This is a genomic window from Nocardia spumae (assembly GCF_020733635.1).
Taxonomy (GTDB): Bacteria; Actinomycetota; Actinomycetes; order Mycobacteriales; family Mycobacteriaceae; genus Nocardia; species Nocardia spumae.
In genome coordinates, this window is sequence record NZ_JAJFZL010000001.1 from 4,530,556 (window position 1) to 4,545,374 (window position 14,819).

The following is a 14,819-nucleotide window of genomic DNA, read 5'->3' on the forward strand; positions in this document are numbered from 1 at the left end:
GGTATTTCACCGCTACGGGGCCCGAATGTCGACCGGTCGCCGGAGGCGTTCGCAACGCGAACAGCCATCTCGACCTCGCCCCGGACGAATCCGGGCGAGAACCCGCCGCTGTGGCGAGTGACCGGACCATCGAACCTGGCACGCGGACCGGTCGATGGTGGGAGTCGGGCTCCACTTACAGCCCCGAGCCGACATGCTGGATCTGTTCCGACATGAGACCGGGGCGGTCGTCGCCGACAACCTTAGCACTGCGCGGGCCCCTACTCCCAATCGGCGGCCCCCGCAACCCGTCGACACGAACTCGATGACATGCTACGACCATGAGCGAGCACGCCGGCGACCCGTCGGCCCTGAGTGAGTCCGCGGATCCGGAATCGGTGCGGGAGCTGGCAGACATCCCCGCCGTCGAGGTGATCAGCCGGGCCGCGGTGATGCTGATGAGTTCGGCCGCCGAAAAGCTCGGCCTCGCCGACGAGGATCCCGATGCCAGTCCGCGCCGCGATCTGGACGAGGCCCGTCGCGTGATCACCGCACTCGCCGGACTGGTGACGTCCTCGGTCGAGTATCTCGGCCCGCACGCCGGACCGATCCGTGAGGGTCTGCAGTCGCTGCAGCGCGCGTTCCGCGAGTCCTCGGCGCATCCGGACGCACCGGGCGCGGGACCGGGTGAGAAGTACACCGGCCCGGTCTACTGAGCGGCCGCCCGCACCCACCCGGAAGTCCGGCCGCGAAGACGCGGCCGGACGAATGGATCAGCCGGTGACGTGGTCCGGGGCGATGCCCGACAGCACCGTCGTGACGATGGCTTCGACCGGGGGCGGCGCATCGGGATGCGGCGCCCCCGACAGCAGAGCCGACAGCACCGCGTCGTGGCAGATGCCGACCAGGATCGCGGCGGCCGCCTCGACGTCCGCGTCGGCGAGCAGCCGGCCCCGATCACGCTCGGCACGCAGATAGCCGACCAGCTCGTCACGCCAGATACGCCGGCGCCCCGGGGATTCGGCGAATCGGGCCAGCACGGCCGGCTGACTCAGCAGCCCGGCGAAGACCGGCAGTACCGCAGCGTGCAGGGCCAGCCCCTGTCGCAGGCAGACCGCCAGATTCTCGGCGACCGTGGCGGTGCCCGCGGCCGGCAGGGCCGGAAATCCTCGATCCACCGATTCGACATGGGCCACCAGCGCCGCCGCCAGCAACTCCTCCTTGTCGGCGAAATGGTTGTAGAGCACGCCGTCGGATACGCCGGCGGCGCGAGCGATGGCGCGCACGGTGAGCCCGCTGCTGCCCGCTTCGGCGAACAGGCGCTCGGCGGTCGCGATCAGATGGGCGCGCAGATCGGCGGCGTCGCGATCGTGCAGCGCCGCGGCCCGTCTGGGTGCCATACGGGTCTACCGTGGCGCGACGGTCGCGGTGATCAGCCGGGAGGCCGCCCGCAGCCGGATCGCATCGGTGCCCGCGAACGGTGCCAGCGCCCCGGCGATGGCACCGCGGAGTGCGTCGTCGGTGGCGAAGTCGTTGCGCTGCCGGTGATAGCGCGTCGGCCCCCAGCCCATGACGAATTCGGTGGCGTCGCCGACATCGGCGCCCCAGACACTCTCGGACTCGACGAGGTCGTTGGCCACCTCGGTGAATCCCGCGGCAGTGAGCAAATCGGCCGTGGCTGCGGGATCGGCGAAGGCGCTGAACCCGTGGCCGATCTCGAATCCCGGCAGATGCGGTGCGGCGGCGGCGAAGACGGCGCCGATGTCGGATTCCGCCATGGCGGGCACGGCGATCGCGAGTCGACCGCGCGCGGACAGGGCGCGGGCGATGTTCGTGAACGCCGCGACCGGATCCGCGAAGAACATGATGCCGAACCGGCTCAGCGCCACATCGAAGGATCCGGGCGCGAACCCGAACACCTGAGCATCGCCCTGTTCGAACGACACGTTGTCCACGCCTTCGGATTTCGCGCCGGCGCGAGCGCGCGCGAGCATCGGACCGGAGAGATCGATACCGGTCGCGGAGGCGGCCCGGCGCGCGGCCGCACGCGTCAATTGCCCGTTACCGCAACCGATGTCGAGTACCCGATCCCCCGTTCCCACCCGGCCCGCCGTCAGCAGCGGTTCGTTGATCCCGGAATTCACCGCGTCGTACCGGTCGGCGTGGTCGGCCCAGTGCTCGCCCTCGTAGCCGTTCCACGCCTCGGACTGGGCGGTGTTGACGATCTCGGTCATCGGATCTCCTCGCCGATTATTATGAACACTTGTTCATGAACGTGTGTTCATAATGGCCCACGACGGCCCCCGGGTCAAGGTTGTGCGGAGTTGGCGGTCCTAGCGCACGCTGATCCGGCGCAGCACCGCTTCGGTGTCCGCGGCCAGGTCGCCGACCAGCTCGGTGGCCGAGGTGATCGCGGTGACCCGGTCGACCGCCTGCCCCGCCCACACGGGTACCGCGGCCAGATCGGCGCGGGCGGCGGCCTCGCGATACTCGGCCAGGGCGGCTTCGTCGGCGCCCAATTCGTCGTCGCGGCCACGCCACCGATCGAGGTAGGCGTTGCGCAGGGTCCGAGCCGGGTACCGCCGCGGCCACGGGGCGCCGCGGGCGATGTCGAGCGTGCGGTTCACCTCGGTTTCGGCGCCGACGGCGCCCACGAGAGCCTTGCCCACCTCGACGGGCACCAGCGCCTCGTGTGTCGCCTGGAAGCGGGTGCCGATCATCGCGCCCGCCGCCCCCAACGCCAAGGCCGCGGCCACCGCCCGGCCGTCGGCTATCCCACCGGCCGCCAGCACGGGCACCGCACCGGCCAGATCGACGACCGTCGGTACGAAGGACAGGGTGCCGATTCCCTCTGCGGCGCAATGGCCTCCGGCATCACTGCCCTGTGCCACCAGGACGTCGGCACCCGCGTCCAGCGCGCGGCGGGCCTCCTCGGTATCGGTGACCTGAACGATCAGAATCGCTCCGGCTTCCCGTACGGGCGCGGCGAGCGGTACCGGATCGCCGAACGACAGCAGCACCGCGGCAGGACGGTAGGACAGCGCGTGTTCGATCACCGGCCGGTCCACGGCCCAGCCGAGAAACCCGATTCCCCATGGGGCGGTGGTCGTTTCGGTCACCAACCGCAGTTCTCGCTCGACCCACTCCCGGTTACCGCGCCCGCCCCCGACGAGTCCGAGTCCGCCGCCCGCGGACACGGCGGCGGCCAGCGCCCCTCCCGCTTCACCACCCATCGGCGCGGACACGATCGGATGCCGGATCGACAGGAGTTCGGTGAACGCAGTGGGAATCGCCATGGTCCGATCGTCGCAGGTGCGCGCGGCCGCGCGCACGGTGGTGCCGCGCCGATCGGGCATCGCTGGTGGTTGTTCTGCCCGACTCGACCCCACGCGCCACGGTGACCTCGCCCAAAAACGGCGCATTCCTTCCCACCCGTGGTGTGGGATTTCTATGATTCGCCGGATGTCTTCTTGGGTACGTTCCGTTCCAGCTACCGAAGACGTGAGCGATACCGGGGTGCACCATGACCGCCAGAGGTGATCTGGAGAACGAGCTCGGCGGGCCACTGGCCGCCGTGGATCTGCTGACGGATCAGGAGCGTGCCGACTTATCGATGTTGTTCCGCGAGGCTCGCCGTCAGGAGACCGAAGGACTGATCCGGTCCGTGGACGCGATGATCGGCGCGCTGCCGCGGCCGCTGCGCGCGCCGACCAAGAAGATCATGTTCGGGAATCTGCTGGACTGATGACGGATCCGGTAACGCGCGCTCAACTCATTCTCCTCGCCCGCACCCTGCATGTGCCGCCGGAGCGGCTCGCTCACCTCGAGCGGCTGGGCGCACGGAATCTGCACGAGTTGCAGCAGCGGATGGCGGCGATCGTCTTCGATCAGCACGCCGAAACCTTCCGGCGCATCAGCCGGCTGGTGCCGATCATTCCGCTGAGCATTTCGATGCCGCTGGTGCAGAAGATCGTGCCCCCCACCTTGACCGGCCGGGCGGCCGGCGCCGTGGGTGTCGACCATCCCAAGAAGGCGGCCGAGACCGTCGCCCTGCTCGGCGTGCAGTACGCGGCCGACTGCGCACCGTATCTGGATCCGCGCACGGTCGGCGAACTGGCCGATATCGCGCCGCCGGAACCCCTCGTGGACATCGTCAACGAGGTGCTGCGCCGACGTGACTACATCACGGCCGGACCGTTCCTGGGTTATGCCACCCCACGTCTGATCGCGGCCGTCGAACGCGGCGTGCCCGACGACGAGGGCCTCATCTTCTCGGCGTCGTACGCCTTCTCCGCGACCGCGCTGAGTTCGGTGCTGCGCCAGTTGCTGACCGGCCCGGCGCGCCGGATGCCGCGGATGATGCGGACGGTGCTGAGCGGATCACCGGAGCTGCGGCTGGCGGCGTTGTCGATCTTCGCCCGCTGCGACGCCGATGTCATCGGGGCGATCGGGGAGATCACGGTCGGCGTCGGCTCGCCCTCGGCGCTGTGCGACCTGGTGGTGACCGCGATCCGCGGCGACGCGGTGGCCGATCTGACCACCTTCCTCGGCACCCTGCCGCCGGCGGCACTGGCGACCGTCGCCGCGTTACCGATCTTCGGCGACACCACGGTGGCGGCCGCGATGATGCGGTCCCTCGACGGCTGCGGGGTGGCGGCGCCGTGGCACGGACTGTTCGCCGTGCTCGCGCACACCGATATCGCCCTGCGTCCCATGCTGGCCCGGATGATCGCCCAGCAGTCCGATGCCACCATCGGCGCCCTGCCCTCGCACGCCACCGAGGCCGATCTGTGGCCCATCCTGCTGGATATCGTTGCGGCAGGAGATCATTCGGTACAGACCCGGATCGGCGGCGTCTGGGCGGCGCTGCCGCCCGAACGCCGCGCCGGGGTGCAGTGGCATCTCGACGAGCGGCGCGACGATCCCCGGCTGGCCGTGCTCGCCGACTCGGTGCGCGCCCGCTCGGTGTCGGTGGAGGAGGTCTTCTTCCGCCGCCGTCAGCTGGGGCGCCGCCGCGGCACGGTGGACAGCTGGGACGCTCGCTGAACGGTGTCGGTCAGCCGACCGTCGCGGCCTTACGTCGCGACGCGGCCTTGGCCGCCGCCTTCTTCGCCTTCGCCTTCACCGGGGCAGCGGGCTTGTCCAGCACCGAACGCAGGAACTGCCCGGTGTAGCTGTCCTCCACGGCGGCAACATCTTCCGGCGTGCCCTGTGCGATCACGGTGCCGCCGCCCGAACCGCCTTCGGGGCCCATATCGATCACCCAGTCGGAGGTCTTGATGACGTCGAGGTTGTGTTCGATCACGATGACCGTATTGCCCTTGTCCACCAGGCCGTTGATGACGCCCAGCAGTTTGCGGATGTCCTCGAAATGCAGTCCCGTGGTCGGCTCGTCGAGAATGTAGATCGTCCGGCCGGTCGACCGCTTCTGCAGTTCGGCGGCCAGTTTCACGCGCTGTGCCTCACCGCCGGACAGGGTCGGCGCGCTCTGGCCCAGCCGGACGTAGCCCAGCCCGACGTCGACGAGCGTCTTGAGGTAGCGGTGGATCGAGGTGACCGGCTCGAAGAATTCCGCGGCCTCCTCGATCGGCATGTCGAGCACCTCGGCGATGGTCTTGCCCTTGTAGTGCACCTCGAGCGTTTCCCGGTTGTAGCGGGCGCCGTGGCACACCTCGCAGGGCACGTACACATCGGGCAGGAAGTTCATCTCGATCTTCAGCGTGCCGTCACCCGAACACGCCTCGCAGCGGCCGCCTTTGACATTGAACGAGAACCGACCCGGCTGGTAGCCGCGCACCTTGGCCTCGGTGGTCGCGGATCTTGTCGAAGACGCCGGTGTAGGTCGCGGGATTCGAGCGTGGCGTACGGCCGATCGGTGACTGATCGACCTGCACCAGCTTGTCGAGATGATCCAGCCCGTTGATCCGGGTATGCCGGCCGGGCACCTGCCGCGCACCGTTGAGCTTGTTCGCCAGCACCGTCGCCAGAATGTCGTTGACCAGCGTGGATTTACCGGAACCCGAAACCCCGGTCACCGAGGTCAGCACCCCGAGCGGGAAGGCCACGTCGATACCGCGCAGGTTGTGCTCGCTCGCGCCGACGACCGTGAGCTGCTTCTTCTTCGATACCGGGCGGCGCACCAGCGGGACCTCGATCACTTCCCGGCCCGACAGGTAGGCACCGGTCAGCGAATTGCGGTCCTTCAGCAGACCTGGATACGAGCCGCTGTAGACCACCTGCCCACCGTGCTCACCGGCCAGCGGGCCGATGTCGACAACCCAATCCGAGGCGTGGATGGTGTCCTCGTCGTGCTCGACCACGATCAGCGTATTACCGAGATCCCGCAGCCGCGTGAGGGTTTCGATGAGCCGGCGGTTGTCGCGCTGATGCAGGCCGATCGACGGCTCGTCGAGGACGTAGAGCACGCCGACCAGACCGGACCCGATCTGGGTGGCCAACCGGATGCGTTGCGCCTCACCGCCGGACAGCGTCGCCGCCGCCCGCGACAGCGTCAGATATTCCAGGCCGACATCGAGCAGGAAGCCGAGCCGGGCCTGGATCTCCTTGAGTACCTGACCGGCGATCGCCGCCTCCCGCTCCCCCAGCTCGAGGGAGTTCAGGAAGCGGGAGCAATCACGGATCGACAGTTCACACACCTCGGCGATGGATCGGCGGCCGGCCTCGGCGTTGAGGGTGACCGCGAGAATCTCCGGGCGCAGCCGGGCGCCACGGCAGACCGGGCACGGCACATCGCGCATGTACCCGTCGTAGTGCTCCTTCATCTGCTCGGATTCCGTGCTCTCGAGCCGCCGCTGCAGGAACGGCATGACGCCTTCGAAATCGGCGTAGTAGGAACGCTTGCGGCCGTAGCGGTTGGTGTAGGACACGTGCACCTGATCGGAACTGCCCTCCAGCACGGCTTTACGGGCCTTGGCCGGCAACGTGTTCCACGGCGCGTCCATCGAGAACCCGATGGCCTCCGACAATCCCGACAGCAGCCGGTTGAAGTATTCGGCGGTCTGCCCGCGTGACCACGGGGCGATGGCACCGTCGTTGAGGCTCAGCTCCGCGTCCGGCACGACCAGTTCCGGGTCGACCTCCTTGCGGATGCCCAGACCCGCGCAGTCGGGGCAGGCGCCGTAGGGCGAGTTGAAGGAGAACGAGCGAGGTTCGAGATCCTCGATATCGAGCGGATGACCGTTCGGGCAGGCCAGCTTCTCGGAGAAGCGACGCTCCCGGTCGTGGGCGTTCTCGTCCCGGTCGACGAAGTCGAGCACCACGATGCCGTCGGCGAGCCGCAGCGCGGTCTCGATCGAATCGGTCAGGCGTTGCTTGGAAGTCGGCTTCACCGCGAGGCGGTCGACGACCACCTCGATATCGTGCTTCTCCTGCTTCTTCAGCTTCGGCGGTTCGGTGAGCGGATACACCACGCCGTCGACCCGCACCCGGGAGTAGCCCTGGGTGTTGAGCTGGTCGAACAGATCGACGAATTCCCCCTTGCGGGTCCGCACCACCGGGGCGAGGACCTGGAACCGGGTGCCGGACTCCATCTCGAGCACCTGGTCGACGATCTGCTGCGGGGTCTGTTTGGCGATCAGCTCACCGCACACCGGGCAGTGCGGAGTTCCGGCGCGCGCGTAGAGCAGGCGCAGATAGTCGTAGACCTCGGTGATGGTGCCGACGGTGGAACGCGGATTGCGATTGGTCGACTTCTGGTCGATCGACACCGCCGGTGACAGCCCCTCGATGAAATCGACATCGGGTTTGTCCATCTGGCCCAGGAACTGGCGGGCGTAGGCCGACAGCGATTCGACGTAGCGGCGCTGGCCCTCGGCGAAGATGGTGTCGAACGCCAGGCTGGATTTACCGGACCCGGACAGCCCGGTGAACACGATCAGGCTGTCGCGTGGCAGGTCGAGGTCCACTCCCTTCAGGTTGTGCTCCCGAGCTCCGCGCACGGTCAACAGATCCGCCACCGGCTGTCCCTTCTCGATCGAAAACGGCGTCCAGAATCACCCCCGGTCGCCATGCTAAGCACACCCACCGACAAGTTCGACACGCGCCGAGTCCGGCTACCGCGCCGGGCCCAGTACCACCACCGAATTGTGCCCGCCCATACCGAGCGAGGTCTTCACCGTGAATCCGCCCTCGAACGGGCCGGGCCCGTCCAGCAACCGCGGATGCGCGGGTGCCACGATCGGCGGCGCCACCACGGTGCCACGCTCGTAGCCCAGCGCGGTGGCCGCGATCTCCACACCCGCCGCCGCACCCATACAATGCCCGGTCAGCGGCTTGATCGAGTAGATGTGCGGGCGGTCGTCGAACACATCGGTCAGCACGGTCCGCTCGGCTACATCGCACTGCCGGGTGCCGGGACCGTGCGCGTTGTAATACGACACGTCTTCCGGCCGCACCCCGGCGCGGTCGAGAGCCTGACGGACACAATCCAGTATCCGCGCCGAACCCGGATCCACGGATACGACGTGATACGCGTCATTGGTCATCGCCCCGCCCAGGAGCGCGCAGTACGGCCGTTCGACCCGGCGAGAGACGACGAACGCCACCGAGGCCTCGCCGAAGCTGAAGCCGCGGCTGCCCTCCTGGAAGGGCCGGCAGGCCTCGAGCGGATCGGTATCACTCACGGCCGCACCCATCCGCACGAAGTGATCGACCATCTCGGGAGTCCCCGACAGGTCGGTGGTCACGCAGATCACGTCGTCGGCGAACCCCTGGTCCAGCCACATCTGGGCGGTGATGAGCGCGACATTGGCCGAACTGCACGCCGCGGACACGTTCATCGACGGACCGTGGAAACCGAATTCCTGCGCCAATACCGAAATCGGGGTCGAGGGCAGCAGCCGCAGATAATCGCGGGTCCGGCGGCTGCGCGCATCGGTGGTGTAGAAATCGTCCCAGTCGCGCACATCACCGAGCACGATCGCGTGCAGGATGCCGACGGTGCGCCCGGGACGCCAGCCGCGATCGGTGGCGTCCGCGATCGCCTCACGGGCCGCCTCGTGAAAGGCGCGGGCGAAGCGGCTGGGACCGAGGGCGGGGTCACCACCGTCGGGAACCAGCGAGACCCATGCGCCTTCGTCACGTCCGGGGCCGTATCCGGGGTACCACCCGGCGGCCGCCTTACCGCTGTTGAGGCCCTGCCAAAACGTCTCACGCCCCCAGCCGTAGCCGCTCACCACACCGACACCTGCGATCGGCATGCGATCTTGATACTGTTGTCCGGATCTCGGGGTTGTGCTCGGCATTCCCGCTCCTACACCCGGCCGGGTCGCACCCGGCGCCGCACCGGTCCGAATCCGGTCGGCTCGAACCCGGAGGCCGCCAGCGTACCGTCCGCCCGCGACGCGTGGACCTGAAGCTGTCATGATCACTCACAGACCCGATGAAGAACGCGAACTGTGACCGAACAAATACCGCGGGCGCTGTGATCTGTCGTATCCGGCGATCAGAATTATCCCGAGCGCCAATCGACCTGACCGTCCATGATCAGGGGGTTACATGTGGCTGAGGCAGGTGAGGACCGACCCGATGCCGTGATCGACGCCGAGCAACTCGCCCAGCGGTACCGCACCCTGGTCGAGCACAGTCCCGACGGCCTCGTCGTCCACGAAGACGGCATCCTCGTATACGCGAATCCGGCCATCGTCCGCTTACTGGCCGCCTCCGGCGTCGATCAGGTGGTCGGACAGCCGGTGGCGCAGTTCGTGGCGCATCGCGACGTTCCGGCGATGCTGGAGCGCATCGCCCGGCTGCACCGAACCGGTGATGCGTCCGAGACGGCGGAAATGACCCTGATCCGCTGTGACGGCCAGGCGGTCGATGTGGAGACGGTGTCGGTGTTGACCGTCTGGCAGAACCGGCTGGCCTATCAGGTGGTCATCCACGACCTCACCGCGCAGCGCCGCGCCGAGGCCGCCCAGCGGCGCGCCGAACAGCATTTCACCGCGGTGGTGTCGCAGCTCGAGGAGGGCGTGGTGGTCATCGACCGCGACGGCACCATCGAATCGATCAATCCGGCGGCCCTGCGCATCTTCGGCCACGACGGTGACAACCTGGTCGGCCGGCGGATCGACTCGCTGCCGCTGGCCCTGCTGGACTCCAATGCCCAGCCGCTCGCGCCCAGCCGGCATCCGGTGGCACGCACCCTGGCCACCGGCGAAACCATCTCCCGCTACGTGTTCGGCGTCGACCGCCCGGACGGCCAGCGCCGCTGGCTGTCGGGTTCGAGCCGGTTGCTCAACCCCGGCGCAGCCGATTCACCAGCGGTGTCCTCGTTCAACGATGTCACCGAATTCCGCGCCAGCCGAAGGCAATTGGAGTATCAGGCCACCCATGATCCGCTGACCGGCCTGGCCAATCGCTCACTGGTGCTCTCCCGGCTGGCGACGGCGCTGGGTGTCGACGAGCAGACACCGGTGTCGAATGTGCTGTTCATCGACCTCGACGGTTTCAAGGCCATCAACGACACCCTCGGCCACGCCATCGGCGACACCGTTCTGCAGATCGTGGCTCAGCGGCTGCAGCGCAGTCTCCGGGCCGACGACGTGGTCGGCCGCATCGGCGGCGACGAATTCCTGGTCCTGCTGTCCGGGCGCACCCAGTCGGCCGATCTGGACACGTTGATCACCCGGCTGCGCCAGTCCCTGGCCGAGCCGATCATCGCACGCGGGCATCGCATTCACATCGAGGCCTCGATCGGCGTGACCGCGCTGCGTTCCGGCGACTCCCGCAGTCCCGAAGCGGTCCTGCACGACGCGGATCTGGCGATGTACCGTGCCAAACCGGCCACGTCCGACGGCGCCAACCTCGGGCGGCGGCCCAACAACACCCACGCCTCCTGAGAGTCGAAGGGACGCGGCTACTGCATCATTTCTACGATCCCTTCCCGGTAGTGCAACATTTCACTACCGTGTTTGCGACGCGTTCACCTGCGACTACGGCAAGTCCGGCGAACCCGAACTAGACTCGACGATTCCGTTCTCTCGCGCGCGGCCCCTTCGGCCCTGTGGTGACAAGGAGTTCCGTTTTGCCCGACCGCCTCACCGAGGATCACCCGGCCACCGACCGCGTCGCCGAACTGGAACGGGAGCAGACCTACCTGAGCCTGCTCTACCAACGTCTGGACGGAATGCGCGAATACGCCCAGCGCCGGTTGCGGACCGTCCTGCTGGAAACCGGCGGCACACCGCAGGCCCGCAGCGAACGCGAATCCTTCACCCAGCTGTATTCGGAGGACCTGTCGAAGTACGACGCCGCCGAGAACGGTCTGTGTTTCGGCCGGATCGACCTCGCGGCCTCCGACGAGGGCGAGGAGACCGGCGACGGCGAATCCCGGTACATCGGGCGGCTCGGCATCCTCGACGAGGACGACGACTACGCCACCCTGCTGCTGGACTGGCGCGCACCACTGGCCCGCCCGTTCTATCTCGCCACCACCGCGGCGCCCGACGGCGTGACCCGGCGCCGCCATATCCGCTCCCGTAACCGCTCCGTCACCGGCATCAGCGATGAGTACCTCGATCTGGAAGCGGCCCGCAGCGCGGGCGCGGTCGACTCCGACGACGGCGGTGTGGGCAGTGAGAGTGCGCTGCTGACCGCGCTCAACGCGGCCCGCACCGGGCATATGACCGATATCGTCGAGACGATCCAGAGCGAGCAGGACGCGATCATTCGCTCCGAGCATCGCAGCGTGCTGGTGGTCCAGGGCGGTCCGGGCACCGGTAAGACCGCGGTGGCGCTCCATCGCGCGGCCTATCTGCTCTACACCTTCCGCCAGCAGCTCGACAAGGCCGGTGTCCTGATCATCGGTCCCAACTCCACCTTCCTCGACTACATCGGCCAGGTGCTGCCCTCACTCGGTGAGACCGGGGTGTTGCTGTCCACGATCGGCAATCTGTATCCGGGAGTGCAAGCGTCGCTGGAGGATTCGCTGCGCGCGGGTGAGCTCAAGGGTTCGCTCGAGATGATCGATGTGCTGAAGAAGGCGGTCCGCGACCGCCAGGAGGTACCCGGCGATCCGATCCGGCTCGACTTCGACGGCTACGAACTGACTCTCGACCGCAAGATCGCGACCAAGGCCCGGGGCCGGGCCCGGTCCTCGCGGCGCGCGCACAACCTGGCCCGCCCGATCTTCGCGGCCGCGGTGGTCGACGCCCTGACCGATCAGCTCGCCCAGATCATCGGCAAGGACCAGTTCGCCGAGACCGTCGACGAGGCCGACGCCGCCGCGGGCCGGCGCCCCGCCGGCAACGGGCGCAACCTGCTGAGCCAGGCCGACCTCACCGAGATCCGCGACGAGATGCGCGCCGACTCCGGAATTCAGCGGGCCATCGCGCAGTTGTGGCCGATCCTGACGCCGCAGCAGGTCCTGGCCGAACTGTGGGCGGAGCCGGACCGGCTGGGTCGCGCGGCGAGCCGGATGAGCCCCGAGGATCGCAAAGAGCTGTTCCGGGCCATCGATGCGGCGACCGGACCCGAATACTCCGCCGCGGACGCGCCCCTGCTGGACGAGCTGGCCGAGTTGCTCGGGATCGACGACGCCGAGGAGCGGGAGCGTTCACGCCGACGGTGGCGGGCACAGCTGGCCGAAGCGCAGGAGGCACTCGACATCCTGACCGGATCGGCGCCGCAGGATCTCGAGGACGATCTCGACCCGGAGATCCTGATGGCCTACGACCTGATCGATGCCGGACAGCTCGCCGAGCGTCAGACCGTGCGCAATCGGCAGACCACCGCCGAGCGAGCCGCCGGGGATCGCAACTGGGCCTACGGGCACGTGATCATCGACGAGGCGCAGGAACTCTCGGAGATGGCGTGGCGGATGGTGATGCGGCGGATCCCGAACCGCTGGGTGACGGTGGTCGGCGATGTCGCGCAGACCGGCGATCCGGCGGGCGCCTCCTCGTGGCAGCGGATGCTGGAACCGTATGTCGCCCAACGCTGGAAACTGACGGAGCTGACCGTCAACTACCGCACCCCCGCCGAGATCATGACGGTCGCCGCCGATGTGCTGGCGGCTATCGACCCGGGAGCGACCATCCCCCGGTCGGTGCGCGAATCCGGCTGCCCGCCGCAGGCGGTGCAGGTCGCCGCGGGCGAGTCGCTGGCCGCGGTCGCCGATCTCGTCTCGGCCGAGGCCGAGCGGCCGGGAATCACCGCGGTCCTCACCCCGCACGCCCTCGTCGGCGAGTTCGCCTCGCTGGCAGGAGATTCCGTGCGGGTGCTTACGGTGGCCGATGTGAAGGGACTGGAATTCGACGCGGTCGTGCTGGTGGAACCGCAGGGGATCCTGGACGAGTCACCGCGCGGACTGAACGATCTCTACGTGGCGCTCACCCGTGCCACGCAGCGATTATCGGTGGTGCACACCGGCACCCTGCCCGAGGTCCTCGGCGCACTGCGCTGAGGGCCCCGGGGCCGGGAGACGAGTCAGCGGACGGTGTGCACGATGAGCACGTCGCTACGCGATTTGCGAGCGACATCGGAGGGTACCGAGCCGAGCAGGCGACCGGTCAGGGTGTTGAGACCCCGGTTACCGACGACCAGCAGATCGGCCTCGACCTCCTTGACCAGATCCAGCAGCGATTCGACGGGTTCGCCGACGACGGCGCGCTCGATGATGTTGGTCGCCCCGGCCGCGGTGGCCTTGTCACGCGCGACCCGCAGGATCTCGTTGGTCGGCGCGGAGCCACGCACCTGGTATGCCTCGTCCTTGAGGACATCGGCCGCGGCGGCCACATCGCGGTCGTCGGTCGGGTAGTACGCGCACGCGACATACAGGGTGGCGCCCGCGTCGCCGGCCAATGCGGCAGCCTTCTCGACAGCGACATACGACGAGTCCGAGCCATCGGTGCCGACGACAATGGACCGGTAGGCGGTCATCTTTCCTCCAAATGTGCGAGTGGTCGGATGCCTGCGCGAAATTCCGGAGCAGAAACCCGCGCGGGCAACTGCGCTAGACCATAACCGTTATCGAGCCGGAATCATCAGAAATCGCAACACATCACACCGGCGCCGCCGGGGATCGATCGGACACATTTGCCGAGCGGCGGCCGGCTCGTCCCGCTCTACCAGCGCCGATGGGGTGCGTTCGGGCGATGTGACGCGATCGGTATCGCAGTGCTGAACCATCTTGCGGCCCTGGGATTTTCATCACAGCGATCGCATTCCCCAATGGCGCGGACCACAATTGCCGGGCACCTCCGGCCGCACCGTCACATTCGTGAGAACTCACAATTCGCGACGGCGAGACCGAAACCTGCGCAGGACGGATAAGCCGGAGAATTACCCGGGAATGTGGAATGCGGCCGTGTCGGCGTTCAGCCGAGGTGGAATAACGGGCCGGTGATTGTGGCACCCAGATCGTCGACATGCGCGAAGAAGGCGAACAACATCAGCGCGGCGCCGGCCAAAGCCAGATCCTTGTTGAAATGCACCATCTCGCCCTGTTTCGCCTCCGGATCGGATTCCTTCCAGAACGGATGCATGAGGAATGCGGTGGGCAGCAGGAATACGAACAGCAGCAGTGCGCCGAGGTCGGCCCACACCCCGAGCAACACGGCGAGTCCCCCGATCAGCAGCACCACTCCGGAGCCCAGCACCGCCTCCTTCGGCATCGGCACCCCCTTGCTCCGGGCATAGCCCGCCATCGCATCGGCCTGGGTCAGATGCCCGATCGCCGAACTGACGAACAATACGACGAACAGAATGCGACCGATCAGCACCAGAACACTCATCGCCAACTCCTCTGTCGGCCGGCAGATCCGCTGCCGGACTAGTAGTACAGCATTCAACTACTTGCGGATCGCAATATTCCCGGCGGC

At 67.9% G+C, this 14,819-nt stretch carries 11 protein-coding genes and 1 pseudogene; 5 read left to right on the forward strand and 7 right to left on the reverse strand.

From position 1 onward, the window contains the following. Positions 1-320: 320 nt before the first annotated feature. Positions 321-695 carry a DUF1844 domain-containing protein gene (locus tag LKD76_RS20205; protein ID WP_227982880.1) on the forward strand — a complete coding sequence of 125 codons (375 nt, stop codon included), beginning with the start codon at positions 321-323 and terminating at the stop codon, positions 693-695. 57 nt (positions 696-752) lie between these two features. On the opposite strand, the gene LKD76_RS20210 is transcribed toward LKD76_RS20205, so the two are convergent. The 3 genes from LKD76_RS20210 to LKD76_RS20220 form a co-directional block, all read right to left on the reverse strand. Beyond that, positions 753-1,379 carry a TetR/AcrR family transcriptional regulator gene (locus tag LKD76_RS20210; protein WP_227982881.1) on the reverse strand — a complete coding sequence of 209 codons (627 nt, stop codon included), beginning with the start codon at positions 1,377-1,379 and terminating at the stop codon, positions 753-755. 6 nt (positions 1,380-1,385) lie between these two features. Further along, positions 1,386-2,213: a class I SAM-dependent methyltransferase gene (locus LKD76_RS20215; protein ID WP_227982882.1), complete on the reverse strand. Its 828-nt coding sequence runs from the start codon at positions 2,211-2,213 to the stop codon at positions 1,386-1,388. A gap of 99 nt (positions 2,214-2,312) precedes the next feature. Beyond that, complete coding sequence (locus LKD76_RS20220) at positions 2,313-3,335, reverse strand: NAD(P)H-dependent flavin oxidoreductase (RefSeq protein ID WP_227982883.1); 1,023 nt, start codon at positions 3,333-3,335, stop codon at positions 2,313-2,315. Between the two features lie 167 nt (positions 3,336-3,502). Between LKD76_RS20220 and LKD76_RS20225 the strand changes: the two genes are divergently transcribed. Together LKD76_RS20225 and LKD76_RS20230 are read left to right on the forward strand one after the other, a co-directional pair. After that, entirely contained in the window at positions 3,503-3,724 is a 222-nt protein-coding gene (locus LKD76_RS20225) for a hypothetical protein (RefSeq protein WP_227982884.1), read from the forward strand. Next, positions 3,724-5,025 carry a hypothetical protein gene (locus LKD76_RS20230; protein ID WP_227982885.1) on the forward strand — a complete coding sequence of 434 codons (1,302 nt, stop codon included), beginning with the start codon at positions 3,724-3,726 and terminating at the stop codon, positions 5,023-5,025. The genes LKD76_RS20225 and LKD76_RS20230 overlap by 1 nt, the downstream gene beginning before the upstream one ends. Before the next feature lie 10 nt (positions 5,026-5,035). Here LKD76_RS20230 and uvrA read toward each other — a convergent pair. Both uvrA and LKD76_RS20240 read right to left on the reverse strand, forming a co-directional pair. Further along, positions 5,036-7,955: pseudogene (uvrA, locus tag LKD76_RS20235) on the reverse strand (excinuclease ABC subunit UvrA). Between the two features lie 96 nt (positions 7,956-8,051). Further along, on the reverse strand, positions 8,052-9,197 hold the full coding sequence (locus LKD76_RS20240; RefSeq protein WP_227982886.1) for a beta-ketoacyl synthase N-terminal-like domain-containing protein: 1,146 nt from the start codon (positions 9,195-9,197) through the stop codon (positions 8,052-8,054). 300 nt (positions 9,198-9,497) lie between these two features. Between LKD76_RS20240 and LKD76_RS20245 the strand changes: the two genes are divergently transcribed. Both LKD76_RS20245 and LKD76_RS20250 read left to right on the forward strand, forming a co-directional pair. Beyond that, positions 9,498-10,838 (forward strand): diguanylate cyclase domain-containing protein, encoded by a 1,341-nt coding sequence (locus tag LKD76_RS20245; RefSeq protein ID WP_227982887.1) that lies wholly within the window; start codon positions 9,498-9,500, stop codon positions 10,836-10,838. Between the two features lie 185 nt (positions 10,839-11,023). Further along, positions 11,024-13,402, forward strand: coding sequence for a HelD family protein (locus LKD76_RS20250; RefSeq protein WP_227982888.1), 2,379 nt, complete (start codon positions 11,024-11,026; stop codon positions 13,400-13,402). Between the two features lie 23 nt (positions 13,403-13,425). Here the strand turns inward: LKD76_RS20250 and LKD76_RS20255 are convergent, their stop codons facing one another. Together LKD76_RS20255 and LKD76_RS20260 are read right to left on the reverse strand one after the other, a co-directional pair. Next, on the reverse strand, positions 13,426-13,878 hold the full coding sequence (locus tag LKD76_RS20255) for a universal stress protein (RefSeq protein ID WP_227982889.1): 453 nt from the start codon (positions 13,876-13,878) through the stop codon (positions 13,426-13,428). Positions 13,879-14,315: 437 nt separating this feature from the next. Then, positions 14,316-14,732 (reverse strand): DoxX family protein, encoded by a 417-nt coding sequence (locus tag LKD76_RS20260; RefSeq protein WP_227982890.1) that lies wholly within the window; start codon positions 14,730-14,732, stop codon positions 14,316-14,318. Positions 14,733-14,819: the final 87 nt, after the last annotated feature.

Coding starts and splice junctions, on each gene's coding strand:
- LKD76_RS20260 (WP_227982890.1), bottom strand. CDS start 14,732: ATGAGTGTTCTGGTGCTGATCGGTCGCATTCTGTTCGTCGTATTGTTC.
- LKD76_RS20210 (WP_227982881.1), bottom strand. CDS start 1,379: ATGGCACCCAGACGGGCCGCGGCGCTGCACGATCGCGACGCCGCCGAT.
- LKD76_RS20205 (WP_227982880.1), top strand. CDS start 321: ATGAGCGAGCACGCCGGCGACCCGTCGGCCCTGAGTGAGTCCGCGGAT.
- LKD76_RS20240 (WP_227982886.1), bottom strand. CDS start 9,197: ATGCCGATCGCAGGTGTCGGTGTGGTGAGCGGCTACGGCTGGGGGCGT.
- LKD76_RS20230 (WP_227982885.1), top strand. CDS start 3,724: ATGACGGATCCGGTAACGCGCGCTCAACTCATTCTCCTCGCCCGCACC.
- LKD76_RS20215 (WP_227982882.1), bottom strand. CDS start 2,213: ATGACCGAGATCGTCAACACCGCCCAGTCCGAGGCGTGGAACGGCTAC.
- LKD76_RS20255 (WP_227982889.1), bottom strand. CDS start 13,878: ATGACCGCCTACCGGTCCATTGTCGTCGGCACCGATGGCTCGGACTCG.
- LKD76_RS20225 (WP_227982884.1), top strand. CDS start 3,503: ATGACCGCCAGAGGTGATCTGGAGAACGAGCTCGGCGGGCCACTGGCC.
- LKD76_RS20220 (WP_227982883.1), bottom strand. CDS start 3,335: ATGCCCGATCGGCGCGGCACCACCGTGCGCGCGGCCGCGCGCACCTGC.